The organism is Paenibacillus sp. FSL M7-0802, assembly GCF_038004945.1.
Taxonomy (GTDB): Bacteria; Bacillota; Bacilli; order Paenibacillales; family Paenibacillaceae; genus Paenibacillus; species Paenibacillus polymyxa_B.
This window is the reverse complement of sequence record NZ_JBBOSD010000001.1, coordinates 3,886,896-3,912,500: the sequence shown is the minus strand read 5'-3', so window position 1 is coordinate 3,912,500 and position 25,605 is coordinate 3,886,896. Positions and strand designations below refer to the sequence as shown.

Sequence of the window (25,605 nt, the reverse complement as noted above, 5' to 3'; positions counted from 1 at the left end):
CCCTTTGCGATGTGCCCAGCTGACATAGGCAGGATCTGCCTTGCTTTCTACAGTACCTTCATGATCGACGACACTGAACCACGTAGGGCTCACCACATTTACTCCAGGCATAGGATCAAACTTGGAAGGATCGGGCTTGCGATTATAGACAGCTTCCCAAGCGAGGTTTACTAATCTACCCTCCCAATGTTTTTCCGAGATGGACAAATCGTCCTTAACCGAAGGGATCACAAGCTCTTCTCCTTCAGCGACATGGTCTGACTTAATGTATCCTGCATAACCATTGTCTAACTGAACAAAATACCAATCTCCCTGTTTGGACCAAATACGCACCTTCGTCCGCTGAGATATATCTGTCAAAATGAAAGATAGGCTAGAGGCTTCTTTACGTAAGGCGATTGTAGCATCCTGTGGGCCATCCTTCTTTTCTACACTCCCCAGCCTGACCTTCTCTCCAGCCTTCATTAGGATGACAGCACCAGTCACAGGGTCTTCGTGTATAGAAACGCCGTATACTTCACGTACAGCCTCTATCGGGATATATACCTCTCCACTGATTACCTGAGGGGTTGCGCTCAGCGCATATGTTTTACCATTCAGTTCCCCTTGTGCCTTCGAAACCTTCATATAGAGCAGGTTTTGTCTCGTCGCCATAATGACGGTTTGGCTGTCATCCTCGTAGCGAACCGTAGGATCAATTTTACTTTGCACCAATTTAAGCGGCATCAGCATGTTCTTGCCGGAGCTCTGAGCTTCATACCCAGTCAACTTTCCCTGCATAAAAATAGGACGGACACTGCCCTGCCAATCGGGTTTCTCGTGAAGGGGATTACCAAACCATACAACAGTAATTGCACATATAATCGCTGCAAATAATAGCAGGCTTGCCGCTCCTTTGAATCGTGAACGTTTACGGCGGCGTCTGGAATGATTTCTGGCCAATATTGAACCTCCATTGTATGAACTTTGAATTTCCGTATTTTGTAACCTCAACAGATTACTTAAAACAAAAATAAAGTGATTTAAACAAAAAAACGCGGTAAATCCCCGCTTATGGGGAATTCCTCACGTTTCCAATCCATTACAATATATACATACCGCACAAAAAACTTCTATTCCTTGTTTCGTTACGTTTGTTTGTTACTACAAGCTTTGCATACTCCGTGTAACTCCATACGATGTCCATGCACCTCGAAGCCTGTTTCCAACGCGGCATGGCGTTCCACATCGGCCAAATACGGATAACTGAAATCTTCAATCTTTCCGCATTTTTCGCAAATGATGTGATAGTGCTCCGAAATATTGGCATCATAACGACTGGCGTTATCTCCATAGGTCAACTCATGTACCATACCCGCTTCTATAAACATCTTTAAGTTATTATAAACCGTAGCCACACTCATACTTGGAAACTTGGACTCAAGCGCTCGATATATTTCATCTGCAGTCGGGTGCCCCATAGTTTCCATTAAATAGTTTAATATGGCATGACGCTGGGGTGTTATGCGTACACCTGTCTTCTTCAGAAGTTCCAAAGCATGCTGGACGCGTGCTGCCATATATGTCCACCGCCTTATCCCTTACTTACGATCCTATCAATTACCACGCATCTATTTACAATTCACTTCTAAACCTACTCACATTGTACGGTCTACTCAAGTTTCTTGTCAACGCGCCGTATTGTCGCCGGATATTCCTATAGAGGTATCTGTCTCAGAAGCTCCCGGTTCAGCCGCAGAGCTTTCAGATGTATCGGGCGCAGTCGTACCCCCGGAATCATCCAAGTCGGGTAACGACGGCATCAGTAACTTTTTAATGGTTAAATTACTGTTGCCCTCTACGTTGATCGCATACTTGCCTGTCCCGTTTTGGCCTGAAATACTTTTACTGTCTATTTTAAATGGAAAATCGGATTGAAGATTACCATAACTGCTTGAACCCTCTAACTGAAAATCTCCATTCGACGGAAGATCCAATACGATATCACCGACAGCACTGTATATTTTCCAATCTCCGCCTATCTGCTCGCTATGCACTTTGATAGAGCCATTAAGCGAATTTGCATTCAGCTTGGCTGTAGAATTCAGCACATTCATGTCACCATTCTGAGTATCTACGGTGATGTCCCCTTCCGAACGAGCGAGTTGAATATCACCTACCATGGTGTGCAGTGTCACAGCTCCTTCAATATCGCCTGCTTGCATGTCGCCACGGTTCGTGCGCACATCCACATCTCCAGAAATCCGATGCAATTTAACCTGACCGTTCAGCGTGCCTCCCTTGACATTGCCGATAGCGTCATTAACAGTGAGATTTCCATTACCGCTCTCAAGCCGAATGCTGTCAATTGCATCAACTCCATTCAAGGAAATATTCCCGTTGGAGGTTCTAATCTGCACATTGAACCGCCGGTCCTCCGGCACGGTGATCAGCATGTTCACACGAGGCTGACGTTTGCTTGATGCTCCGTACGACTTTGCCTCCGGACGAATCTGGATAGTCTTGCCGTCGGTAGAAGTCAGTGAAGAAGCTTGAGCAATCTTGTCCGCTTCGGCAGCAGGCGCTTGATCCACCCACAGAGTACCTCGTACCTCTATATTGGACACAGGCCGTCTGATCAGTGTTACATCACCATTAACCGAATCAACTACTAAATCGGACGTCTGCATAGTTACAGGTACCAGCATACCACCCATATCATACCGATTCTCTTTAGCCTGGCTAAAATCCATAGAGGCTGACGTCAGATTGAGACTGACCCGGTTCCACAGATACATATAATGATTTTGCTGGGTCACGATAAAAACCGAGGCTGCCACTACCAAAGCGGACAGAATCCCCTTTAGGTCAGGTCTGAATCGCCTTCCGTTGTCAGACTTGCCTTCTTTCCGATAGTACATGGCAAAAAAAATCAGATACTCCAGTCCCCAAAGCACAAAGATTACGGGCCACCAAACGAGGAGCTGAAGCATATATTCAGTATTTTGAAACACATCTACAATAAGCAAAATGCCTACAGCCATCAACAGAAGCGAAGAGGTGTAGCGCCCGACTCTTATTTTGCGGTGCACGCCAGCTTCACCCTCTTTCTTTCAACTTTTTACGCTTAAAGTTCAGAAAGGCTTCCCTTAGAAAAAGGAATAAACCGATCATCATTAATAAAATGGCCAGCGTAAGGAATCCATAATCCTCAAAGAAATTACTCAACCAGCGAGGTTTCATGCGAAACAAAATCATAAGTCCACCGCCTGCCACCATTAGCACAGCAAAAGCAAAGCCTCTCTCCCATGAATAAAAAGGACTACTTTGCTGGCCTCTAGCATCCATTCGTGCATAACGATCTGGCTTACGCCGATAACGAACCATGTAATCTGCTGACTGTAAGACATCATATACATTATAAAAATATAAAACGGGTATGAACAATCCAAGCAAAATAAGTAATGGAATGTTGATCCTCAAGCCGTCAGAGGAAACATACAACATCGCAAAAATATCTAGCAGGAGCAATACAATAAAACTAAGCCCCCTAATAAACAGTCCTAAAAAAAGATGTCCCAGTCCGGGTAACAATGCCGCCATGATAATAGCAATCACTTTGCGAAATTTAGCGTATTTTAGACGTTTCCCCTGTCTGGGCTGTTCCCGCTGTTCCGACGCTTGTAGCTGTCCAGTCTCTCCAGACGGTAACGGTTGTTCCGAGTTCATGCCATCCTCCCCTTTGAATCCCATGCGTGGCTCCGCTGAAAATACTTCGATGCTTACATAGTACCCCAATCGGATTTAAGAGTAACTGTTAAAAAAAGGGAGACTATTACTCGACGGAGACAGCAGCTATATCTTCCCATTGTCGTAAATCAGCTGCAATACGTACGGGATTAAAATCATGACGGGCCAGCACCTCTAGGGAAACTTCCATACTCTGCCGATCTGGGTGTAATTCGTGAAATGGGACATTTTCATGTTCTTTAATCATTATTTTACGTATTTCCACTTTTTCTTGCTCTAAATAAGTCGAAATCTGCTCCAGCAGTCCGTGAGAGGACAATCCGTACAATGTAATAAGATGACGCTTGCGTCCACGCATATACCGAAGTTCAACTTTGTTAAACACCCATAAATTTAAAAATACGAGCACTGTCGCCGCTATAGACGGGAAATAAAAGCCTGCTCCCACCCCAAGGCCAATAGCAGCCACGACCCAAATGGAAGCCGCAGTCGTTAGTCCGGTAATGGATTTACCTGTGAACATAATCGTCCCTGCACCCAAAAAGCCTACGCCAGTGATCACAGCCGTAGCCAAACGAGCGGGATCTATGCGTACATTAACTTCTTTAATGAAATCGGCAAAGCCGTAAATGGAGAGTAGCATAATCAGCGTCGAACCAAGACTGACCATAATATGAGTCCTCAAACCAGCTGCGTGATTGGAACGTTCGCGTTCAAAACCAATGAATCCACCGAGAAGCATGGACAGTAAAAGCCGTAAAATGATATGTGAATCGTCTATAATCCACGGATTATTCATTCGAGTCTCTCCTCCCGGTTATGTCGTGCTTCCCACTCCGGGTGCGCGGTTTGTGGGCTTATGTGCATTTTTAATGCCAATTTAATGATATCTCAATGCTATTCCACCTTATGCAGATGGTAGGTGGTTAATTCCACGCCTGGGGCGACCTCGGCCGCAGATACGGGGCGAAAGCCATGTTTTCGATATAATGTCACCGCAGGAGTATTTAAGGTTCCTGTAGAGACGATAAACAACGGGATATTTTGATATTCACTCAAAACATGCTTCATTAAAGAGTCCGCAATGCCTTTACGAAAATGATCCGGGTGAACCATCATACGTGTAAGGGTAAGCGAATCGGGCGACTCAGACTGCACAGCCAGTGCTCCTAGCAATTCACCGTCCTCCAGCCACCCATAAAAAGACTCTCCACAGCTTTTCAGCGTATCCAATGTATCCATCAGTGGAGGAATCTCATCAAACCCAATCAGCTCAGCTTCCAACCTATAGGCAACGTGCTGTAGACGCCATATCTGACTGACGATATCATCATCTTCCAATGAACATAGGGTAACCATGCTGTTTTCCCTCCTAAGGAAACTCATAAAATGCCATCAGGATTCTAAAGCTTGTTCGCGCCAACCGTTCTCAGCGTCTATGCAAAAGGGGCCTGTCCCTAAAAGACAAGCCCCTGTCAAATCTATGCCATTAGCGGTTCAGCACTTCCGTCAGCAACTTATTAGCAAGACCAGGGTTTGCCTTCCCCTTGCTCTCCTTCATCACTTGACCGACTAGGAAGCCGATGGCCTTTTGCTTGCCAGCTTTGTAATCTTCGACCGATTGCGGGTTAGCTGCTACAACTTGTTCGACAATCGTCAGGATTGCACCCTCATCACTGATTTGTACAAGCCCTTTTTCTTCAACAATTTGCTGTGGCAGTTTATCACTTTCCAGCATTTCCTTGAAGACCGTTTTAGCGATTTTGCTATTGATCGTTCCCTTCTCCAGCAGTCCGATCATTTCACCCAAGCCCCGTCCGGTCAATTTAACCTGCGACAGCTCCACACCGGCACTGTTCAAATAACCGAGTAAATCCCCCATAATCCAGTTGGATACTGCTTTGGCATCCTTGGTGAATTGAAGGCTATCCTCGAACAAATCGGCCAATGGCTTGGAGGACGTAATCACCTGGGCATCATACTCAGGTAATCCATATTCCGAAGTGTAGCGTGCTTTACGCTGGTCAGGCAATTCAGGAATCGAAGCACGAATGCGTTCTTTCCATTCCTCATCTATATGCAGTGTAACGAGATCCGGGTCTGGGAAATAACGATAGTCATGGGCCTGTTCCTTACCACGCATGGATAAAGTTTTACCTTGCGCTTCATCCCAACGACGTGTCTCCTGTACAATCGTTCCGCCTTCGTCCAGCGTCTGCTCCTGGCGGAACTGTTCATATTCCAGTCCGCGCTGTACGCCACGGAAGGAGTTCATGTTTTTCAGTTCCGCTTTAGTTCCCAGCTCTTTTTGTCCATGCGGACGAAGGCTGATATTCGCGTCGCAGCGAAGTGATCCTTCCTCCATCTTCACATCGGATACGTCACAATACTGCATAATGGCACGTATTTTTTCCAGATAGGCCTTGGCTTCTTCCGGCGAAGATATTTCCGGCTCCGAAACGATCTCGACCAATGGTGTGCCGACCCGGTTAAAATCGACCAAAGATGCGTAGCCACCATCAACATGTGTTAATTTGCCTGCGTCTTCTTCCAGATGCAGTCGGGTAATACCGATACGCTTTGTCTCACCATTCACTTCAATATCAATCCAGCCATTTTCGCCAATGGGTTGATCGTATTGTGAGATTTGGTAAGCCTTAGGTGAGTCGGGGTAAAAATAGTTCTTGCGGTCAAACTTGCTCACATCAGCAATGGTGCAATTCAGCGCCATTGCTGCTTTCATCGCATAATCAACGGCCTGACGGTTCAATACCGGCAGCACCCCTGGATGACCGAGACAGACCGGACATGTATGAGAGTTGGGTGGTGCTCCGAAGGATGTCGAGCATCCACAGAATATTTTAGACTTCGTATGCAATTCCACGTGCACTTCAAGTCCGATGACCGTCTCATATTTGGATGTAGTTGTAGACATGAATAGGTTCCCTCCTTTTTGGCAAATTACAGCTGCGGACGCTGCTTGTGAAATTCGGTATTTTGTTCAAAAGCATGAGCTACGCGTAGCACGGAAGACTCGTCAAAGGCTTTTCCGATAATTTGTAGTCCGACTGGCATTCCATCCGCAAGACCACACGGAATGCTGATGGCTGGCACACCAGCCAAGCTTACCGGAATCGTCAAAATATCGTTCAAATACATTGTTAATGGATCGTCCACTTGCGAGCCGATTTTGAAAGCAGTTGTCGGTGCAGTAGGTCCGATAATCACATCATATTGTTCAAATACACGATCAAAATCCTGTTTAATCAGTGTGCGCACTTTTTGAGCTTTCAAATAATAGGCATCGTAGTACCCGGAGCTGAGTGCATAGGTACCCAGCATAATCCGACGCTTCACCTCGGGACCAAACCCCTGCGTACGGGACTGATGGTATAGATCAAGCAGGTTGTCCGGATTGTCAGAACGCACACCATAGCGCACGCCGTCAAAACGGGCCAGATTGGATGACGCTTCGGATGAAGCCAGCAGGTAATATGTAGCTACCGCATATTCTGTGTGAGGGAGAGACACTTCTTCCCAAACAGCACCCAGTCCTTCCAGCGTTTTCAGTGCATCCAGCACCTTTTCCTTGACCTGAGGATCGACGCCCTCACCAAGATACTCTTTAGGCACAGCGATACGAAGTCCTTTTACATCCCCGGTTAAAGCGTTCAAATAATCAGGAATGTCTACCTTCGCAGAAGTGGAGTCCTTCTGGTCATAACCTGCAATGGCTTGTAGGACATAGGCTGAATCCTGAACATTTTTAGTAATGGGTCCAATTTGGTCTAAAGAGGAGGCAAAAGCCACCAGTCCAAAACGGGATACTAGACCATAGGTTGGTTTCAGGCCAACTACACCGCAGTAAGAAGCAGGCTGGCGAATGGAACCACCTGTATCCGAACCGAGTGTGAAATAAGCCTCACCCGCTGCAACAGCCGCAGCTGAGCCGCCACTGGAACCGCCGGGAACACGTTCTAAATCCCAAGGGTTACGTGCAGGGAAAAAGCTGGAGTTCTCGTTAGAGCCGCCCATGGCGAATTCGTCCATGTTCATTTTACCGAGTGTCACGGTTTGCGCTGCGCGTAACTTGCTAACAACTGTGGCATCGTAAACGGGATCAAAATTTTTCAAAAACTGACTGCCACATGTTGTACGCAGCCCCTCTGTCACGATATTATCCTTAATACCAACCGGCAAGCCAAACAACAGCCCTCTTTCCTCTCCGGAAATCAGCTGATCATCCAGCTGACGTGCGGATGCACGGGCCTGTTCCTCGTCAACGGTAATATAAGCTCTGATCTTGTCTTCCCGCGCACCAATCGTCTCCAGAGCGTGTCCCACCAGATCACTCACGGAAATTTCCTTTTGATGCAGCTTGTTATGTATCTCGGGCAATGTGTTATTGAACAAGCTCAATTTGCATCCTCCTTTCAAATATGAGATCTATTCCAGAACAGCAGGAACCTTAAACTGTCCGTCTTCTTCTTCAGGTGCATTGCGCATCACTTGCTCATGTGTCAAACTTTCGCGAACTTCGTCGTCTCGCATGACATTGCTGACGTGCAGCACATGAGTGGTCGGTTTTACCTGCTCCGTATCCAGCTCATTCAGCTTCTCCGCATAATGGAGAATGGCGTTTAATTGTCCTGTCATCGTTTCTTCCTCAGCCGCGGTCAGATTCAACCTGGACAGCTTGGCTACGTGACGGACATCTTCCGTGGAAATGTTCATACAAAACCCTCCTCATGTATATGAGGATTTTGCAAAAAATTCTATAGGCGGCTTCCAATGAGCAAGATATAGATCAAAATGGTTTAGTTCATCTATATATTGCACTTCGGAGCGACTGGAATTGAATTTTGCAAAATCCTAATATTAAAAAATGCTGCACCGAACTTCGAAATAACGTTTTTAATTATAGGATAGAACCCTTTACAATTCAATCTTTGACGCGGTACAGAAGCAAACTGTACATCAATGAGGTAAATGTTGCTAAAAGGATATAAAAAAAGCACCTCTCGGTGCTCTTTCGAGAAAACTATAGGAGCTGAGATTGTGCCCATTATATATTTTTAAAAAGAGTCGGCAGTAGCCGACTCCTATATCCAAGCACGCAAATTGACTTGTCTGATAAAATCAGCCTGTGACAACAACTCTGCCGCGGTTTCTTCTTCCTCTTCAGTCTCTACCGAATCAAGACCACCGTTCATTACATGCTTGAACAGTTTCTCATTATGAGTAGCAAGGGCGTAATCTATCAGCGCTTCACGCTCAATCCGCTCGGCTTCCAGCTTGAGAATACTCTCTTCCAGCTCGATGTCCCCGGATGGTACAAAAAAGTTGCGGTTCACCTTCGGTACGCGAATGACATAGTCAAAAGCATTGTCCGCATTACGGTCGTAAGCAATGATATAACCATGTTCGCCCACAGGAAGATTCTGCTCAAAAGCATCCGCGACGATCATAATTCTAGCTCCTAAATGATGCATCGTTAGCCCCCCCCGTTTGTCTGAACTTATCTGCTAAGTCTACTAAAAAAAAAGTAGCTTGTCTATATCATCTATGTATCTTCATAATCGACCGTCTCCACGTCCCAACCTGTGTTCATTCAGCCTCACATGCCAGTTTTGTGAAGGGATTCCGCTCCGTCGTTTCACCTTTTTCCAAGTCATGATCTTCGGCTCGGAACCTACCACAGAATCTTCAATATCTATTATATTGGGAACACGGAAACTACCTCCAATCTCACGTTGTACCCCAAATATATGTTTTCTTTTCATTCTTGCTCCCCCTTGTGATCTGACGGCCTCATGCCTCTTTATCCTCTTAATGGGCAAAAAAAAGAACGCAAACCGGGATTCATCCACAGCTTGCGTGCTTCGCGAGTTTAGTATGTAACTTTAATAAATTTATGTTAACAAAAATAAAAACCTTTGTCTATACATAATTTATAATTTGTTGTCGAAATGGGGCAAAACCTGTCACACCTTTGATTTTGCCCCTACTGAAAACGTTCATCACATTTACCGGATATACGGATTATTAGCTTTCTCATAACCGATGGACGTTTTGGGACCGTGACCGGAATAGACTGTAACGTCATCTCCGAGCGGAAACAATTTGTTCTGAATAGAATCGTATAGATCCCGTTCCCGACCACCCGTCAGATCCGTGCGTCCGACGCCCTGACGAAATAGCACATCCCCGGAAAAAAGATCTTTGCCGCACAAAAAGCTGACACTTCCGGGTGAATGGCCCGGTGTATGGAAAACCCGGAACGTGTGCCCGATCAGGTTCAATTGCTGACCTTCTGCCAAATCATATTCGGCAGGTTCCGTCGAGATCGGAGGGGATGCCTCTGGCCACATCAAGGAACCATTCAGCTTAGGAGATGTGAGCCAGTCTTGCTCCAAGGCGTGCAGATAAACCGGGCAGCCTTTGGTATTGCGAATCTCCTCTACTCCACCGATATGGTCAAAATGGGCATGAGTCAGCAGGATAGCTTCAATGGTCAGTGGCTCAATAGCTCTGAGCAAAGGACCCGGATTCATCCCCGGATCAATAATAACGGCGCGCTGCGGATCATCCCCTTGAAGCAAATAAGCATTTGTTTGGAGAGGACCGAGATTAAAGCTGCGAATAGATAACGTCATAAGTTAAAATCCCGAGATCAGCTCGCGTAATTCCTGAACAATTACAGGATGGACCTCGGTTCCCTCCCCATATTTTTCAGCCATTTCTTTACGAGCAACTGCGATTTTTTCTTGATAATCATCAGCTTCCCGATCTGGATTTTCACGTTTGAATCCGATCATAATTTGTTGGACATGTGCAGGGCGTGGTCCCCAGTGGCCAAGTACGTGACCTCCTGTATCCGCAAAAATCACAATCGGAACAGCACGTCCGCCCATTGTCAGGAAGTCATCCATCAGCGCCTGATGGTTTTCCAAGATTAATACTTCGGTCGGAATCCCGCTATTCTCCAGCGCGCGGAACACAACTGGCACATTGCGCACCACGTCCCCACACCAGTCGGCAGCCAAAATAAGCACGCGCAGATCATCCCGATGGTTCAAGCTTTCAAAATACTCTCGATCCTCTTCGCGATTCCATACAAACTGATCGTACCCAGAGCGGAAGGCTTCTTTGTTCTTTTCCATGCCCTCCATAAACTGTTCAGGGCTTAAGCCCTTTCCGAAGTATTGCGATACATTAGTACGGCTCATGTTATACACTTCCTTTTTTGTTTTTGGACAAAATCCACTTGATAACAAAATAAATGATCAAGAGTGCAAGGGCAACCAGCAAAATCGGTTTGATGTAAGGTGCTGCCACTTCGTCAATTTGCTCCCACTTGTCTCCTAGCAGCATACCTAAATATATAAACAAAACAGACCAAGGTATAATCGCTAGCGTTGTCAAAATAGTAAAGCGCCATACGTTCATTCGAGCCAACCCGGCAGGGATTGAGATGGCATGACGCACAACAGGAATAAAGCGAGCTGTGAAAATGACCCCTGTGCCGTATTTGTTAAACCAGGCTTCAGCATGGTCGACATGACTTTTTTTGATAAGTATGTATTTCCCATACTTATCTAATACCGGTCTGCCGCCATAGCGCCCAATCCAGTAAATGAATAGCTGGGCCAGCACCCCGCCAATCGTTCCAAAAACGACTGCGCCAAAAAAATTAATATGACCCGAGGATACCAAAAAGCCACCATAAGCGAGGACAATTTCGCTTGGAATGACCTCAACCATCAAGCCTAGCATAATACCAAAATACCCAAGACTACGAATGATCTCAAACAAATAATTAATGATATTAGATATTTGGTCCACTTCTCTTCCCACTCCCTGCCTGTTTCTCTATTTTCATTAGTGTATCACAGCGGCAGAACAAGTCGCCACTTCGCCCAAATAGGGAGGTCAGTGACCCCGACCCCTCTGCCCGCATAAGTTGAGAGAGAGAGGAGGGGGTACAATATGCCTCCCGGCAAATTCCCCAAACATGACAATTCACAATCCCGTTTACCCACAGCTCGTGGTATTCGCCGCGCATGTATCAAAGAGTTGTATCGAACCTGCAAACGTCTGCCTGTTCACATTGCTCCTGATCTGGTCAAGCAGGGCGAGGAGCTATACTGCCGCAAGGTCGTCGGACACCTTATCTGGATTGCGGAAAACCATAGTAACCGCAAACTACTATGCGACTGGTGGGACGAAGATGTCAGTGAGGAGCTCGCAGCATTGTGGAAGGTGGATCGCGATGTTTTGTGCACCGCTTTTAGAAGTGCCTATGGTGGATAGATGTTTGCGTACTGCAACTATGAACTGTGAACTACAAAAAAAGTGGAGCCACCCCGCAGTGGCTCCACTTTTACTATACTCCTAGCTGTGTGTCTGCTTTTCCCCTGCTCCTTCGGGAAGCAAATCCGCACAAGCGCGTTCCAAATAAGGATCAGCATGAATAAAATTCCGAAATGCTGTGTATTCACGCCACATAACGGATTGTTCTCCCGCTTGCCCTTTGACGGCACGAATCAGAATATTTTTAGGTGTATGCTCCATGTCGATAAATTCCAACAGCTGTGTCCGATATCCCATCATATCCAGCAGTTTGGCCCGGATTCCATCTGTTGCCAGTGCAGAAAAACGCTCCTTTAAAATACCATGGGAAAGCAACGGCTCCAATACCGGATTTTCCAGTTGGCTGAACAGCTCATGCTGGCAACACGGAACCGACAAAATGACGGAAGCTCCCCAGCGGACGGCCTTTTCCAGCGCCGCATCCGTTGCTGTATCACAAGCGTGCAAGGTAACAACCATATCCACCTGTTCCAGTTCGTTATAGTCTGCGATATCACCGACCAGAAACTCCAACTGTCGATATTGCAGCTTTTGAGCCAGAACATTACAGGTTTCAATGACATCTGCCTTCAAGTCCAAACCAACGATCTGCAATGGTCGCTTTTGCTGTACAGCCAAATAGTGATACAGCGCAAAGGTCAAATACGATTTGCCACAGCCAAAATCCACAATCGTCAATGGGCGGCCTACCGGAAGGCTAGGCAATATATCCTGCACCATTTCGAGAAACCGGTTAATTTGACGAAACTTATCATACTTGCGGGCCAGTACCTTACCATCCTCATTCATTATCCCGAGCTCAATCAGGAAAGGAATTCGTTCCCCTTCTTCGAGCACATATTGCTTTTTGCGATTATGAGACAGGTCGGCTTTACTTTTGCTCGGTGACTTTGTCAGAATGGATACTTTATATTTTTTACTGATCAGCACTTGGTAGTCTGCATCCTTGGCGCATAAAAGTCCTTGGCGGAACGTGTCCTCAAACAAGGCAGTCATACGCTCACTAGCTTCGTCAGGGGTCAGATTTTCATGAATGACTTTGTTGCTATAATGAAAAGCAAACTGGTAATGCAGCTTATTTTTCAATTCTACAGGTTTGATTTGCACTTTAGTAAAAGAAGCATCCTCCCGTTTGCGAAGCTGACTCAGCGTCGCTGTGATGAGGGATCCTCCCGTGGTCAATTGGTATATAAGTTCGCGCAGTGAATCCAAAAGGTACATCTCACTTTCTTTCATGTAATTGGGTGATCTCGGTCAAACCCTCGGTGACTTCCTGGCGTGAAATTCCACCCAGCTCCAGCTCTGCATTGGTCTTATCCAGTAATTGACTATAAAACGTCTCCGCTTCGGATAGAAGCTCTGGCTGCTCCCATGCCAATCCAAACCAGACATCGGCGGCTTCGTCCAGCCTGTTTTCTCGCTCGTAATGAACAGCCAACAGTTTGCTGGTTTCAGGGGGAAGCTCATATTCACGCACCAGTTTCACGATACACGCTATTCGTTCAGGCAAGACCTGCAGATCACGAGTCGCGCCATTCGTATCGCTGTACAAATATAAATGAAGAGATTTCATCAAGATTCGTATGCCCTCGTCTGTTCTGCTGGTTTCCAGGTAAATCACGGCTTCTTCTTCCAAAATGCGAGCCACCTGCTGAAGCTTATCCGCTTCAATTCCAGGGCCCAATCGGAAAAGCTCAATAATTTGTTCCGGCGGCAATCGTCTGAGCAAATCTGAACGAAGACGAAACTGCTTGTTGAGCAGGTCATCTAGCTGTTTTAGCGCTTCGACGTGTTTATTTTCACGCCTTAGACCGAGCACCGATGCTACTGCCGATGTCAATTCTTCCATCATACTGAGCAAATAATCTTTTCTAAGCAAGCCGTTCCCTTCCTTTCATTCCGATGCCTAGACAACCAGGAACCCTGTCCCTTCTGATTGTAAGACATCCTTGTCTAAAAGCCAAATGCCCTACCATGCAGAAATACCACTTATAACCTTCACCCTCAGTTAACAACATCAATGATCAGGAAGTCAGAATGCTCACGTATGGCAGTGAAATTCCTACGGTACAGTACTTTGTAGCTGATCATGTGAATAGCGAATGATGAGTTTTTTTAAAATCAATATTGCTTCTTTGTTAGTGTCGTGATATTTTTGTTTCATACGAAACAAAAAATAATCAGTATATTTAAACATTATATAAAATAATTCATAGTAATTATTTTCTTTAGAAACAAAATTTATATGAATATTTTTGTGAGAAAGGATGATGGAGTTTGGGTAAACAATTTAGCTCGATATTACCGGAACATCAAGAGTTTATACAGCGGCAGCACATTTTCTTTGTAGGATCAGCACCGCTATCCAAGACAGGGCACGTTAACCTTTCCCCCAAGGGATATGATTCCTTTCGTATTCTATCGGACCAAAGGGTAGCCTATCTCGACTTGGCGGGAAGCGGCAACGAGACAAGCGCTCACATTATCGAGAATGGACGGGTAACAATCATGTTTTGTGCATTTGAGGGCGCTCCCAGTGTACTAAAGCTCTATGGTACTGGTACCGTCGCGCTGCCTGATACTAAGCAATGGAATGAGCTGTACCCACTCTTCAACCCGCTTCCCGGTGCAAGACAAATCATTGTTGTGGACATTCACATGGTTCAGAATTCATGTGGTTTTGCGGTTCCCTTCATGACATACACGAGCGAACGGGAAAAGCTGAAGGAAGTCTCAATTCAGATGGGAGAAGAAGCACTTAAAAGATATGCCTATGAGAAAAATTTGGAGAGTATTGACGGTTTGCCGACAGCATTTGCCTTTAACAAAAGCAACATAAATTAGACACCTTACACTCCTAAAAATAATTGACTACACAAAAAACCAGAACCTTCTGATTATCACCTCAGAAGGTTCCGGTTTTTTGGGCTTCCCTTAGTCTATTTTTTCAAGTTCTGCTCTAAAAATGTCAAGATAGCGTTCGCTAATAACTCCGGTGCTTCGAACAAGCTCATGTGACCTGCTTCCGGTAGGGTAACCTGAGTTACTCCGGCCCGATCTGTTGTAAACGTCCGCGCTGGAGGAACCGCCTGATCCTGCTCACCCGCTACTAAAAGGGCCGGCAATGCAGAAGCCGACAATACATCCCGACGATCAGTACGCTCGCGCATAGCCAGTGATGCTCCTACGGCTCCTTGTGGTGGTGTTTTGTAGCCAATTTCTTTGACTTTCAGTAATTGGCTGGACATCGACTCCACATGATCAGGAGCAAATAGCCCCGGTACAAGTCCATCTACAAAGGTCGTAATCCCCTCCGTTTGGATGGTGGATACAGCCTTATTCCGCTTTTCTTTACCTTCGTCCGTATCTGCATAAGCTGTGGAATGAATCAGTCCAAAGGCTGTAAGGCGCTCTGCATGTCTCTGCACTGCCGAAAGGGCTAGATAGCCTCCTAGGGAGTGGCCAAACCAGGCAGCCTGAGGGATGTCCAATTGTTCTTGAAGTTTAAGCACATCATCTGCCATTTGATCAATAGTATAGGCTCCTAGTGGAGCATCGCTGCGTCCGTGTCCACGCAAGTCTGGAACAATACAACGATAGCTTTGGGACAGCAATGGAACAACCTCATCCCAATAGGAGGAGCTTCCGCAAAAACCGTGCAATAAAATGATCGGATCTCCTTTTCCCTGTTCGGCATAGCAGATCGTCGTTCCTTCGCATAATACCTTTTCCATATGGAACCCTTCCTTCTCTGTATATAATCTATTGGAGCTGAATATATTATTAAGTAGAACAATGCTGATGTATATTATTAAGCAGACCATCAATATCTGAAACGGTAACCCTCCGGAAAATCTTGCGAAGCTGTTTTTAAACCAAATTCATAAGCCGCCGCATTAGCAATATGCGCAGCCATTGTCATGACCAAGTGAAGCGACGTCATTTGGAGTGTCCAATAGGGTTTGGGACTGCGCTCATTCACAATCGCTGCAACACTATAATGACCAACAGACGGCAGAGACAGCCCCACCGATCGCGCAGGAGTTAGCGGTTCACACGCAATAAGAAACGTTCCCGTTGAGCCGTGCTGTCCAAGACAAGCATCTATGGCGATCACATGATGATCTTGGGGAATGCACTCCAAGTATGAAACCAGATGATCTGCATCACAGGGCTCCGTCATTGTGCCAATCACGTGCGGAAAGCCTTGCTCCTTGAGCATGGTGCCTACCAGTGGCCCAAGTGAATCACCCGATGAGCGATCCGTACCGATGCAAACAAAAGTCAACTTATCTATAGCATGCTGATGATGAATTTCTCGGAAAAACGGCGCGAGTCCATCTCGATCTGTTTTCTTTACATTATGTTCTAAGGACGAGCGACCGGGTGCGGAAGCTCGATTATACAAAGACAACTTTGTCCATCCTCCTTGATTCGGTTGTATATCGGTAATCTGGCTTTCAGTACATTCTACAACAAAAACATGATACAATACAGGCAACTTCCCCTGTTATGAAAGGATGGAAAATTAACGATGGATTTGTCTGTACCGTCTCATGCCAACATTGAGTATATGATTGAGGGTATTAAAACTAAACTCCGTATGGCGAGTGGTGCTGCTATGCAGGCATCCGCTTTCTCGCTGGAGCAATACGAGGACATTCATGATGTCTATGATATGGTGATAAGCAAGCCTAACCTGAGCATTTCAGAGGTTGAAGCTATTGTTTCTGAACTGGGCAGATTGCGCAAGTCCTCCTGAATCAGCTTGTAGGACAGCCAGCTTAGCTGTATTACATCCTATCATCATGAGCAACAGCCTTCATGATAGTAGCCCTGTCAGCGTAAATAAAGCTCGTATCTCCGGTCGTCTCAGCAGACGTGCAACGGGATACGAGCTTTATTTTTTCGATTGCATATACGCATTTTCATACACTTCTTCACTCAAGGATGCTTCAAGGCAAATCAGCTAACACCAGTTCAGATATATCCTCATTCCCTGTAGCTCGTATCTTTAATGTACAGCTTTTTTGAATTCGCGCGGCATCACCAGGCCCTAACTGAAAATCCCCATCCTGGCACGTAACTTCCACATGACCGCTAACTACATAGATGTGGGTGCGGCGCTCCTCTTGCTGCGGATATTCAAGCTGCTGTCCTTTTTCCAATCTGCTCAGATACAGATTTATATCCTGCGCGATGGATAACGCTCCCTCCACTTCTGAACCAGACACAACAGGCTGAAGCCTATTTAGGCGTTCACTGTGCTTGAATCTTTGCACCTGATAAGAAGGCTGAATGCCAGGACTCTCGGGTAAAAACCACATTTGCAAAAAACGAACTGGTCTTTCATCCCCAGTATTTCGCTCTTCATGTTCAATTCCGGTGCCTGCACTCAGAACCTGGATCGAGCCGCTTTTCAAATCCTGCTCATGTCCTAAGCTGTCGCTATGATGCAATTGGCCTTCAATTACATAGGTGATGATTTCCAAATCGTGATGCGGATGTCTTTTGAAGCCTTGCTGCGGTTCAAGCTCGTTATCATTATGGGCTAGCATACAGCCAAAATGGGCATTGCTCGGATCTTCATAATCGGCAAACGAAAAGCTAAACTCGCTATGAATCCACCCTTTATTTGAGGTATGTCTTTCTGCCGATGTCACTATTTTAATCATCCTTAACACCTCCATGGATTACAGTTCCGTAAAGCAGCTTTGCTTCGTGATGACTATTCCACTTCCGGCCCTGGCATTACAAACGCTGTGATACGATCCCTTTACCCCGGGCTTATATGCCTCAATCAGCCTGTCGTCTCCGTCGGGTTTTGCTCTTAAGTTTATTATTAGTTAAGTTAATAGTACGAAAAATTGAATCTATCACAGCCATAAGGAGGAGATTTATTACATATGCTATCTCATGAACCCCAATCATCCCGTTTCCTACCGAGCTATTTGCGCCGTAGTCTGTATGCATCTATTACCATGATCGCTGTGTTACTTCTCGTCGCCTACTCTGTGAAATGGATTGGCACAGCTCCTTTTCTATATTGGGATGAACGCATACAGGATGCCATTTTTCCAGATACAGCAGCTGCTCGTTACCAAATGCTAACCATCGCTATATTCATTACATCTTTCGGTTCATTCCGCATGTCGTTGATCATCGCCCTCGGTGCTGCTACCTTGTGTTGGGTCAGTCTTCGTTCAAAAGCTTATTCCTTTGCGATCCTAAGCAGCTTTACGGCGATGTGGGTGCTGAATACGCTCATTAAGGAAATTTTGCAACGGGAACGCCCGTCACTTCAACATTTGGTTGAAGCCGGGGGCTATAGTTTTCCCAGCGGTCATGCGATGATTTCCATGGGATTTTTCGGAATGATATTTGCCATTTGGGCCATGGAACGAAAGATTCGTGGGCGTTCGCTCTTTCTTCCGTGTGTTCTTGGTGCACTACTGATTCTCTTGATTGGATTAAGCCGCGTATATCTAGGCGTTCACTTTCCTACAGATATTGTGGGTGGCTATATTGCAGGTATAATTTGGCTGGTGTTTACCGTTCCTGTGATCTATTGGCGAGCGCGCATGAAGCTTCCTTCCACTCCCCACCGGTAAATGTCCGAGACGGCTTTTTGTTTCACTCCGGGTCACGACGTTTATATACGAAGTAAGCAAGGCTCAGCAATATCGAAGCTCAGCCTTCATTAAAAACGTTATGGTTTTGTGAACTTAGGATAAGGGAGGCGATCCTTGTGTGGGGAATTGTACTAAGTATTGTAATGGCTATTATTATCGGATTGATTGGCGATGCACTGGCTGGTCATGAAATGCCTGGCGGCATTGCGGGCTCTATGATTGCTGGATTTGTAGGAGCTTGGCTAGGTGTCATGCTATTGGGAGACTGGGGCCCGGTCATCGGAGATTTTGCAGTCATTCCAGCCATACTCGGAACCGCATTGTTCGTGTTCTTGCTCGGACTTGTGTCCAGGCTATTAAGAAGGGCTACCTAAAATTTATATATATTTTTTATTCTATAAGAGGAGTGATATAACATGAGTAACATTGACAATCAAAATATGGCAAGTACTTCAGGTTTTGCAAAAGGTTTATTTATTGGAGGTTTGATTGGTGCTGCCGCAGCCCTGCTGTTCGCGCCGAAGCCGGGTCGTGATTTGCGTAGTGATCTGTCTGATAAAATTACAGTTGTCTCCGATAAAACAAAGGATGTGGCATCTGTAGTTAGCAGCAAAGCGACAGATTTGGCCAAAACCGTTTCCACCAAAACAGCAGATGTAGCCAAAACGGTATCCGAGAGCAAAGACAATATCGTTTCCAGCGTAACCAAAGCTTCTGCCGATGTGGCTAATGAAGCGGCCAAAGCGGATAAAGAAGTTATGGATGCAACGGCTCAGGCGGCCAAGGATACACAGAAACAATTGAATGCAAATTCCTAATAGCTACACATTCTGATGGCAAAAAAATAAGCCCTACACTGAACAGCCAGCATGCAAGAAGCTGGCTGTTTTTAAATGATAGAAAGGCTGGGATGACAATGAACAAGCCAAATTCCTATGGAGATGATCTTACCGCGAACAACAAAAGAACCTTTCATCCCCTACAGGCTCAAGATCAGCCAGATGAAGTTTCATCCAAGCAGACTTCTTCTACTCATAATCATGTTAAAACACATGATCAGGAGAGAGACTTTGATGTAAATGAGCATCCTTTTGAGCTGCGCCATGAGGTCAAGCGGCTTAACAAACGCTTAGATCAAATAGCAGATACGCTCGAAAGAGCAGAATTCAAAGATATTCTCGAGAACTACTCCAGCACTAAAAGAAGAATTATGAGCAATCTGACCGCAGGGATTGCACGTGGTCTCGGCCTTACGCTGGGTACAGTGGTCATACTCGCCTTGCTCGCTTGGTTGCTCAGTTTCCTGGTACAATTAAATCTTCCGGTCATCGGAGATTTCATCGCCGAATTATTAGGATATATCAAAATGAGCCAAGGTACTAAGTAATTGTTCCTATCTCATTTAAAAACGATCCATCGTAACCGATAATAGACTCCTCAAAGAGCCTCCAGTTACGATGGATCGTTTATTATTTGTAAATTGTAACAGCTGTAGTCAGCCGCTACAATTTGTTGCGCTTGTTAGCCTTCAATAAGTCTCCTGTCCACCCCTTCATCATCAGCCAGCCGTACATTCCCGCCATACTTAGCAGTGTGGCAATAATCACGGTGGTAAAACCCCAGCCTGTTTTAATCCAAGGCAGATTTTCAAAGTTCATGCCCCATATAGCGCCCACTACGGTTGCTGGTGTAAATACGGCGGTGACAATGGTCAGCGTCTTCGTAATCTCATTCCCTCTAAATGCGGAAATGGCGTCGTCAATGGAGATCAATGTGTCGATTTCCTTTTCATAATGCAGGAAAAGTCCTTCCATCCGAGTAACACGGTAAAGTAACTGCTTGAAAAAACGATTCTCCTCCAGTTTATCCAGATATGCCTCCCGAGAAGCCGTCACCAGCTCTGAAAAGGGAATGAACATATTGCTCCAATACAACAGCTCGAAACGTGCATTCAATATAGAATCCATCAGCGTACGAGCATTCCTTTTCTCCATGTCCTCTTCCAGTCTTCTCAGGTTGATCTCGAACTTATCCATACCTGTATGAAAGTAATGGAGCACGGCTCTCGCCAATACAAACATGCCATCAGCTGCATCCTCACACTGTTCCAGCATTTTTTGGCGTTCCGCGGTGTGCATGATTTCACGGGTATTTTGATCCAGATTTAACGTCACTAACTTCTGATTTAAGACCAGAAAATAAAACTTGTTGCAATTGCGCTGACTGTCGATCTCCTCCTGAACAGAGTAGATCAGCGACCCGTACATTAAGGGCTGATTGCCATCTGGAAAGCGCACAGATATAAAGCTGGATGGAATGTCCTCTACCTTGTCCAGCCATTCTGAGGCTTCTGGGAGCTTCTCCTTCAAATGCTGTATGACCGAATCTTGCCAATTCCCAGCACTGATGTCCCACCATTCCCATCCTCCACGAAAGGAAGAAATCTGTTCAAATGCTGTCATGGATTCCAACCTTCCTCCCAACCTTTTTCGCTTTATAAAAAGGACACGCTTCCCATATCGGAATAACGTGTCCTTACGATGTGACGTCAAATATTTTAAGCCATATAATCTGCCATCTACTCATGAAATAGAGGAATTAGACATAATCTGCTTCAGCTTTTCCGTTGCCCGCTTCTGAATACGGGAAACGCTCATCTGCGATACGCCCAACGTCTGTGCAATCGCACGTTGAGATTGACCGTCCTGAAATGCCAGAAGAAGCACCTTTTGTTCCTGCTCCTTCAGTTGGCTTAAAGCCTGCTGCAAATCCATTCGTTTTTCCACAGTGTCATAATCGTTAGCATCCGAGCTAATGAGCTCGCCTAATGTAGCTGCACTCTCTTCCTGGGATAAAGGCGAGTCCAGTGAAACATAGTGATAGCACTCACGGCCTGCAAGCACCTCAATCGTTTCTTCCACGGTAAGATCCAAATAGGTTGCAATCTCATCCACATTGGGTGAACGTTCCAATTTAACGGTTAGTTCATCAATAGCATGTTGAACAAGCGCACCCTTTTCTTTAATGCGGCGAGGAACCTGGATGTACCAGGATTTGTCGCGCAAATAATTTTTCATATGTCCCAGCATACTTTTCATAGCGTATGGTTCAAATGGGATACCCAAGCTGATATCGTATTGCTGAAGCAGACGTATCAAAGCCATCTGACCGGTCTGATATAAATCCTCGTATAAGTCCGGACGGTTACGGGAGATCTTCCCAGCAGCCATCTTGACCATCGGCTCATACTTACGGATCAGCACGGTAGCAATCTCGTTATCTTTTGTTTGCTGGTACTCCCAGATTAGACCAACGGCTTCATCCATCGACTCCGGGGGAGTTACCTTTTCATTCATACTCTTTCCTCACTTCTGGTCAGTCGCTTTACAAGCACCACTTCGGTGCCTTTTCCTGTCTCATTCAAGATATGGACATCGTCCATAAGCGCCTGCATGAGATAAAAGCCTAATCCGCCTATCTGCGCATCATTCAACTCCTTGTCATGCAAGGATGCGATACGGGACGGGTCCTCCACACGTTCAAAGCTCTCCCCTTCATCTTTGACACGAATGGACAACGAAACTTCATCAAATTCGAATATTACTTCCACGACTCCCCCCTCATGACCATATGCATAAAGGACAGAGTTATTACAGGCTTCCGATACAGCCACTTTCATGTCTTCAATATCCTCATAAGAGAATCCCATTTTCGCGGCAATACCGTATAAATTTAATCTTACAATATCAACAAAGTCAGCAGTTGCCGGCAAATTAAGAACTACTTTTTGAATTTGAGCATTCATTTCTTTTTCTTTCCTTTCCTATTGGGAATTCTCCTGGGGGACAAAGAATTTGGCAATACCAGTCATATCAAACAGCTTTTGAATTTGAGGCGGTACCTCTTGAACAGCAAAGCGAGACTCCATCCCATGCCTTGCTTTTAAAATGGATAACAAGATACCAATCCCCGTGCTGTCAATGTATTTAAGGTCTCTCAAGTTAATAATCAAATCTTGGCTGGACTCCCCCACCAAAGGCTCCATCACCAGACGAAAATCAGGTGCTACCGAAAGATCCAACTCTCCACTCAGATAAACGGTATTTACGCCATCGGTTGTTTCTGTAATTGCATTAAACTTCTCATTTTTATTTGTATTCATAGGCCTACTCTCCCGAAAAAAGATTTCCCTACATACTAACCCATTATACGATCGTTTGAATCACGGTATAACTTTTTAAACACTACCAAATGCCACCATCTAGGCTTCATTGATTTGTTCTTTACCCGGCTGCATTGGAAAATGGTCCGGAGAATGCCGTAGCAACGCCTGTTTTACACTGCTGATTTTAACGGGCTTACTGATATAATCGTTCATCCCAGCTTCAATACATCGAAGCTGAATACCCTCCATCACATTAGCCGTCATGGCGATAATGGCAGGTTGGGATCTTCCCGCCAATTGCTCACGCACTCTACCCGTACACTCCAGACCGTCCATCACAGGCATCTGCAAGTCCATAAAGATATAGTCATAGTCCTGATTCGCCATGACCATATCAAGCGCCTGTTGCCCATCTGCTGCCACATCTGAAGCTAAACCGAGCTTATCCAGTATATTAACCATCAGCTTCTGGTTAATCGGATGATCATCTACGACCAGTACAGGTTTACGGCTTGGAGATTCCCGATGTGGAATTTCCCAGTCGTGGCTGGACTCCCCCTCCAGTTCATTTTCCTGAGCAAAGCCAAGCTTCATTGTAAAATGAAACGTCACGCCCTGTTCTCCGCTCGTATCTACACGGATATCTCCGCCCATCATATTCACTAAGGTTTTACAAATGGCGAGTCCTAACCCGGTTCCACCATATTTACGCGTCATTGAAGAATCCAGTTGGGAAAAGGGCTGAAACAGCCTTCCAACCTTAGCGGGATCAATACCAATGCCTGTATCCTTCACAGAAAACTCAACGGTAAGTCCATTGTCGCTTTGCTCTTTGACAGATGCGAAGACATACACCCCGCCCCGGTCTGTAAATTTGACGGCATTGGATACCAGGTTAATCAATACTTGACGCAATCTTCCCATATCTCCATATAACACAGGAGGCATCTGTTCATCGAGGAAATAAACCAGTTCCAAGTTCTTTCGGTTCACCTCTACCGTAAATAGGCTGAAAACTTCCTTGATACAGGAAACCAGATCAAAAGGATATTCCTCTACCTCCATTTTGCCTGACTCCAGCTTAGTGAAGTCCAGAATATCATTAATGACTGCTACCAGCGCGTCTGCACTACGACGGATGATATCGGCATATTCCTGTTGGTCACTTTGCAGCTCCGTCTCCATCAGCAAATCAATCATGCCAATGACGCCGTTCATAGGTGTGCGGATCTCATGGCTCATCATCGCCAGAAATTCCGTTTTGGCATTGGCAGCAATCTCTGCTGCCTCCTTGGCGGCAATCAGTTCGCTGTTCATCTTCTCCAGCTGCTGGGTCTTCTGATGAAGCAGCATGGACTGTGTCTTCAAGCGCTTGTTTGTCAGATACATTTGCACGAAGCCTTCAATTTTGGACTTGAGAATTTGAGGGATGAACGGCTTCACCATATAATCAATACCGCCCGCTGAATACCCCGCAAATAAATGCTCCGCTTCCTTGCTGTTAGCTGAAATAAAGATAATCGGAATATCCTTCGTTTTCTCTCTGGCCTTGATTAACTTTGCGGTCTCAATTCCATCCATACCCGGCATCTGCACATCCAGGACTACGATTGCAAATTCATCTTTTAATAGACATCGCAGCGCTTCTTCCCCGGATGTGGCCTTTACCAAATTATATTGTTCACTCTCCAGCACCGCCTCAAGAGCGAGCAGGTTCTCAGGTCTGTCATCTACCAGCAATATATGAATCGGTTCATGAAGCCCCATGGAATCCTCCTAAGCATCTCTATTTAATCTTCCGGTAAATTTTTTCTATCCGGTCCAGCGGCTCGTAGGAATCACTATAATCGGTAAAATGTATGGATTCCTTGGCCCCAAGCACCAACACACCAAAATGACTCAAGCTATCATAAAACAACCCATGCACGTGGTTGCGAAGTTCGTCGTTAAAATAGATCATGACATTCCGGCAAAAAATAACATTGAACTCGTTAAAGGACCGGTCAGTCGCTAAGTTGTGCTCCGCAAAAATAATATTTTTCCGTAAAAAAGGATGAAACATCACTGAATCATACTTGGCTGTATAATATTCAGAGAACGATTGCGTGCCCCCGGACTCCAAATAATTTTTGGTATACAGCTTCATTCTGTCGATCCCGTATACGCCTTCCTTCGCCTGCTGTAAAGACAGGTTATTCATATCCGTCGCATAAATGCGGGCCTTATCATATAAGCCTTCTTCATGCAGCAAGATCGCCATAGAATATACTTCCTCACCTGTGGAGCAACCTGCATGCCATATTCGAATGTACGGATACGTTCGCAAAATAGGAATGATTTTCTGCCTAAAATTCAGAAACAGCTCCGGGTCACGGAACATCTCGGTCACCGGAATGGAAAGGCTTTGCACCAGTCTATCGAAGGCGCTGCGATCATGCAGCACCTTCTCCTGAAGTCCTGATATCGTGCTTACATTCTCGGACTGCGCATGATAATAAACACGCCGCTTAATCGATGGCAGAGCGTAGTTACGAAAATCGTAGCCGTACAGCCGATGTATACCTTCCAGCAACAGCTCAATCTCAATCAATTCCCGCTCAGTATCATTCGATTTCACTTCATTAGCAGCATTATCCGCCATATCCTTAGATGTCATAATCTCTCTCCAATTCCTAAATAGGTTTTGCCTGTGCCGCTCCAATCATG

General features: G+C 45.6%; 32 protein-coding genes (1 of these 32 cut by a window edge). 7 read left to right on the top strand and 25 right to left on the bottom strand.

The genetic code is table 11. The features are described from left to right. From MHB54_RS17935 to MHB54_RS17870, 14 genes are all read right to left on the bottom strand, one after another. Positions 1 to 942, bottom strand: the 5' portion of a protein-coding gene (locus MHB54_RS17935) for a glycosyl hydrolase family 18 protein (RefSeq protein ID WP_023990252.1). Its footprint begins 777 nt before the window's first position; 942 of the gene's 1,719 nt are visible here — the first part of the coding sequence; its start codon is at positions 940 to 942; its stop codon lies beyond the left edge, outside the window. Positions 943 to 1,127: 185 nt separating this feature from the next. Next, entirely contained in the window at positions 1,128 to 1,559 is a 432-nt protein-coding gene (locus tag MHB54_RS17930) for a Fur family transcriptional regulator (RefSeq protein ID WP_013311903.1), read from the bottom strand. A gap of 108 nt (positions 1,560 to 1,667) precedes the next feature. Further along, complete coding sequence (locus MHB54_RS17925; protein ID WP_028541863.1) at positions 1,668 to 3,071, bottom strand: DUF4097 family beta strand repeat-containing protein; 1,404 nt, start codon at positions 3,069 to 3,071, stop codon at positions 1,668 to 1,670. Positions 3,072 to 3,078: 7 nt separating this feature from the next. Then, the gene (locus MHB54_RS17920; protein ID WP_075154735.1) at positions 3,079 to 3,732 is read right to left on the bottom strand and encodes a hypothetical protein; all 654 of its coding nucleotides are present in this window, start codon (positions 3,730 to 3,732) and stop codon (positions 3,079 to 3,081) included. Positions 3,733 to 3,814: 82 nt separating this feature from the next. Then, positions 3,815 to 4,528 carry an MgtC/SapB family protein gene (locus MHB54_RS17915; RefSeq protein ID WP_028541862.1) on the bottom strand — a complete coding sequence of 238 codons (714 nt, stop codon included), beginning with the start codon at positions 4,526 to 4,528 and terminating at the stop codon, positions 3,815 to 3,817. A gap of 98 nt (positions 4,529 to 4,626) precedes the next feature. Further along, entirely contained in the window at positions 4,627 to 5,088 is a 462-nt protein-coding gene (locus tag MHB54_RS17910; RefSeq protein WP_028541861.1) for a GNAT family N-acetyltransferase, read from the bottom strand. Between the two features lie 130 nt (positions 5,089 to 5,218). Next, positions 5,219 to 6,664: an Asp-tRNA(Asn)/Glu-tRNA(Gln) amidotransferase subunit GatB gene (gene gatB / locus MHB54_RS17905; protein WP_013311908.1), complete on the bottom strand. Its 1,446-nt coding sequence runs from the start codon at positions 6,662 to 6,664 to the stop codon at positions 5,219 to 5,221. Positions 6,665 to 6,690: 26 nt separating this feature from the next. Further along, positions 6,691 to 8,148, bottom strand: coding sequence for an Asp-tRNA(Asn)/Glu-tRNA(Gln) amidotransferase subunit GatA (gene gatA / locus MHB54_RS17900; RefSeq protein WP_023990257.1), 1,458 nt, complete (start codon positions 8,146 to 8,148; stop codon positions 6,691 to 6,693). Positions 8,149 to 8,175: 27 nt separating this feature from the next. Continuing rightward, positions 8,176 to 8,463 (bottom strand): Asp-tRNA(Asn)/Glu-tRNA(Gln) amidotransferase subunit GatC, encoded by a 288-nt coding sequence (gatC, locus tag MHB54_RS17895; protein WP_013311910.1) that lies wholly within the window; start codon positions 8,461 to 8,463, stop codon positions 8,176 to 8,178. Positions 8,464 to 8,831: 368 nt separating this feature from the next. Further along, positions 8,832 to 9,221, bottom strand: coding sequence for a hypothetical protein (locus tag MHB54_RS17890; protein WP_013311911.1), 390 nt, complete (start codon positions 9,219 to 9,221; stop codon positions 8,832 to 8,834). An 81-nt stretch (positions 9,222 to 9,302) separates the two neighbouring features. Then, on the bottom strand, positions 9,303 to 9,512 hold the full coding sequence (locus tag MHB54_RS17885) for a hypothetical protein (RefSeq protein WP_023990258.1): 210 nt from the start codon (positions 9,510 to 9,512) through the stop codon (positions 9,303 to 9,305). Between the two features lie 243 nt (positions 9,513 to 9,755). Continuing rightward, the gene (locus MHB54_RS17880; RefSeq protein ID WP_023990259.1) at positions 9,756 to 10,385 is read right to left on the bottom strand and encodes an MBL fold metallo-hydrolase; all 630 of its coding nucleotides are present in this window, start codon (positions 10,383 to 10,385) and stop codon (positions 9,756 to 9,758) included. Positions 10,386 to 10,388: 3 nt separating this feature from the next. Beyond that, complete coding sequence (locus MHB54_RS17875) at positions 10,389 to 10,958, bottom strand: thioredoxin family protein (protein ID WP_013311914.1); 570 nt, start codon at positions 10,956 to 10,958, stop codon at positions 10,389 to 10,391. 1 nt (position 10,959) lies between these two features. Continuing rightward, complete coding sequence (locus tag MHB54_RS17870) at positions 10,960 to 11,574, bottom strand: DedA family protein (protein ID WP_264454542.1); 615 nt, start codon at positions 11,572 to 11,574, stop codon at positions 10,960 to 10,962. Positions 11,575 to 11,718: 144 nt separating this feature from the next. Here MHB54_RS17870 and MHB54_RS17865 point away from each other — a divergent pair, with 144 nt between their 5' ends. Further along, positions 11,719 to 12,042 carry a hypothetical protein gene (locus tag MHB54_RS17865; protein ID WP_023990260.1) on the top strand — a complete coding sequence of 108 codons (324 nt, stop codon included), beginning with the start codon at positions 11,719 to 11,721 and terminating at the stop codon, positions 12,040 to 12,042. 81 nt (positions 12,043 to 12,123) lie between these two features. Here MHB54_RS17865 and MHB54_RS17860 read toward each other — a convergent pair whose 3' ends face one another. Beyond that, on the bottom strand, positions 12,124 to 13,338 hold the full coding sequence (locus MHB54_RS17860; RefSeq protein ID WP_069080832.1) for a class I SAM-dependent methyltransferase: 1,215 nt from the start codon (positions 13,336 to 13,338) through the stop codon (positions 12,124 to 12,126). After that, a complete protein-coding gene (locus MHB54_RS17855) occupies positions 13,325 to 13,981 on the bottom strand; it encodes a DUF6483 family protein (protein WP_069080833.1) in 657 nt (218 codons plus the stop codon). The genes MHB54_RS17860 and MHB54_RS17855 overlap by 14 nt, the downstream gene beginning before the upstream one ends. 398 nt (positions 13,982 to 14,379) lie before the next feature. Between MHB54_RS17855 and MHB54_RS17850 the strand changes: the two genes are divergently transcribed. Continuing rightward, positions 14,380 to 14,946, top strand: a complete 567-nt coding sequence (locus MHB54_RS17850) for a pyridoxamine 5'-phosphate oxidase family protein (protein ID WP_053326079.1) — start codon at positions 14,380 to 14,382, stop codon at positions 14,944 to 14,946. Between the two features lie 95 nt (positions 14,947 to 15,041). Here MHB54_RS17850 and MHB54_RS17845 read toward each other — a convergent pair whose 3' ends face one another. Both MHB54_RS17845 and yyaC read right to left on the bottom strand, forming a co-directional pair. Further along, positions 15,042 to 15,836, bottom strand: a complete 795-nt coding sequence (locus tag MHB54_RS17845; protein WP_250270186.1) for an alpha/beta fold hydrolase — start codon at positions 15,834 to 15,836, stop codon at positions 15,042 to 15,044. A gap of 89 nt (positions 15,837 to 15,925) precedes the next feature. Continuing rightward, positions 15,926 to 16,516, bottom strand: coding sequence for a spore protease YyaC (yyaC, locus tag MHB54_RS17840; RefSeq protein WP_049828442.1), 591 nt, complete (start codon positions 16,514 to 16,516; stop codon positions 15,926 to 15,928). A gap of 120 nt (positions 16,517 to 16,636) precedes the next feature. Between yyaC and MHB54_RS17835 the strand changes: the two genes are divergently transcribed. Further along, positions 16,637 to 16,864: a DUF1128 domain-containing protein gene (locus MHB54_RS17835; protein ID WP_013373034.1), complete on the top strand. Its 228-nt coding sequence runs from the start codon at positions 16,637 to 16,639 to the stop codon at positions 16,862 to 16,864. A gap of 193 nt (positions 16,865 to 17,057) precedes the next feature. Here MHB54_RS17835 and MHB54_RS17830 read toward each other — a convergent pair whose 3' ends face one another. After that, the gene (locus MHB54_RS17830) at positions 17,058 to 17,777 is read right to left on the bottom strand and encodes a pirin family protein (protein ID WP_254348997.1); all 720 of its coding nucleotides are present in this window, start codon (positions 17,775 to 17,777) and stop codon (positions 17,058 to 17,060) included. Positions 17,778 to 18,008: 231 nt separating this feature from the next. Here MHB54_RS17830 and MHB54_RS17825 point away from each other — a divergent pair, with 231 nt between their 5' ends. The 4 genes from MHB54_RS17825 to MHB54_RS17810 all read left to right on the top strand — a co-directional run bounded on the left by MHB54_RS17825 (position 18,009) and on the right by MHB54_RS17810 (position 20,121). Further along, a complete protein-coding gene (locus tag MHB54_RS17825; RefSeq protein WP_264454541.1) occupies positions 18,009 to 18,713 on the top strand; it encodes a phosphatase PAP2 family protein in 705 nt (234 codons plus the stop codon). 137 nt (positions 18,714 to 18,850) lie between these two features. Further along, on the top strand, positions 18,851 to 19,108 hold the full coding sequence (locus MHB54_RS17820) for a GlsB/YeaQ/YmgE family stress response membrane protein (protein ID WP_013311925.1): 258 nt from the start codon (positions 18,851 to 18,853) through the stop codon (positions 19,106 to 19,108). Positions 19,109 to 19,150: 42 nt separating this feature from the next. Next, complete coding sequence (locus MHB54_RS17815; protein ID WP_023990268.1) at positions 19,151 to 19,552, top strand: YtxH domain-containing protein; 402 nt, start codon at positions 19,151 to 19,153, stop codon at positions 19,550 to 19,552. 92 nt (positions 19,553 to 19,644) lie between these two features. Then, positions 19,645 to 20,121: a DUF5665 domain-containing protein gene (locus tag MHB54_RS17810; protein ID WP_165179367.1), complete on the top strand. Its 477-nt coding sequence runs from the start codon at positions 19,645 to 19,647 to the stop codon at positions 20,119 to 20,121. A gap of 115 nt (positions 20,122 to 20,236) precedes the next feature. On the opposite strand, the gene MHB54_RS17805 is transcribed toward MHB54_RS17810, so the two are convergent. The 6 genes from MHB54_RS17805 to MHB54_RS17780 form a co-directional block, all read right to left on the bottom strand. Next, a complete protein-coding gene (locus tag MHB54_RS17805; protein ID WP_053326084.1) occupies positions 20,237 to 21,196 on the bottom strand; it encodes a magnesium transporter CorA family protein in 960 nt (319 codons plus the stop codon). Between the two features lie 120 nt (positions 21,197 to 21,316). Further along, entirely contained in the window at positions 21,317 to 22,090 is a 774-nt protein-coding gene (locus MHB54_RS17800) for a sigma-70 family RNA polymerase sigma factor (protein ID WP_013311929.1), read from the bottom strand. After that, positions 22,087 to 22,539 carry an anti-sigma B factor RsbW gene (gene rsbW, locus MHB54_RS17795; RefSeq protein ID WP_023990271.1) on the bottom strand — a complete coding sequence of 151 codons (453 nt, stop codon included), beginning with the start codon at positions 22,537 to 22,539 and terminating at the stop codon, positions 22,087 to 22,089. Before rsbW ends, MHB54_RS17800 begins: the two co-directional genes overlap by 4 nt. An 18-nt stretch (positions 22,540 to 22,557) precedes the next feature. Continuing rightward, positions 22,558 to 22,896, bottom strand: a complete 339-nt coding sequence (locus MHB54_RS17790; protein WP_023990272.1) for an STAS domain-containing protein — start codon at positions 22,894 to 22,896, stop codon at positions 22,558 to 22,560. A gap of 99 nt (positions 22,897 to 22,995) precedes the next feature. Then, positions 22,996 to 24,666 (bottom strand): response regulator, encoded by a 1,671-nt coding sequence (locus MHB54_RS17785; RefSeq protein ID WP_264454540.1) that lies wholly within the window; start codon positions 24,664 to 24,666, stop codon positions 22,996 to 22,998. Positions 24,667 to 24,685: 19 nt separating this feature from the next. After that, a complete protein-coding gene (locus MHB54_RS17780; protein WP_023990274.1) occupies positions 24,686 to 25,555 on the bottom strand; it encodes a CheR family methyltransferase in 870 nt (289 codons plus the stop codon). Positions 25,556 to 25,605: the final 50 nt, after the last annotated feature.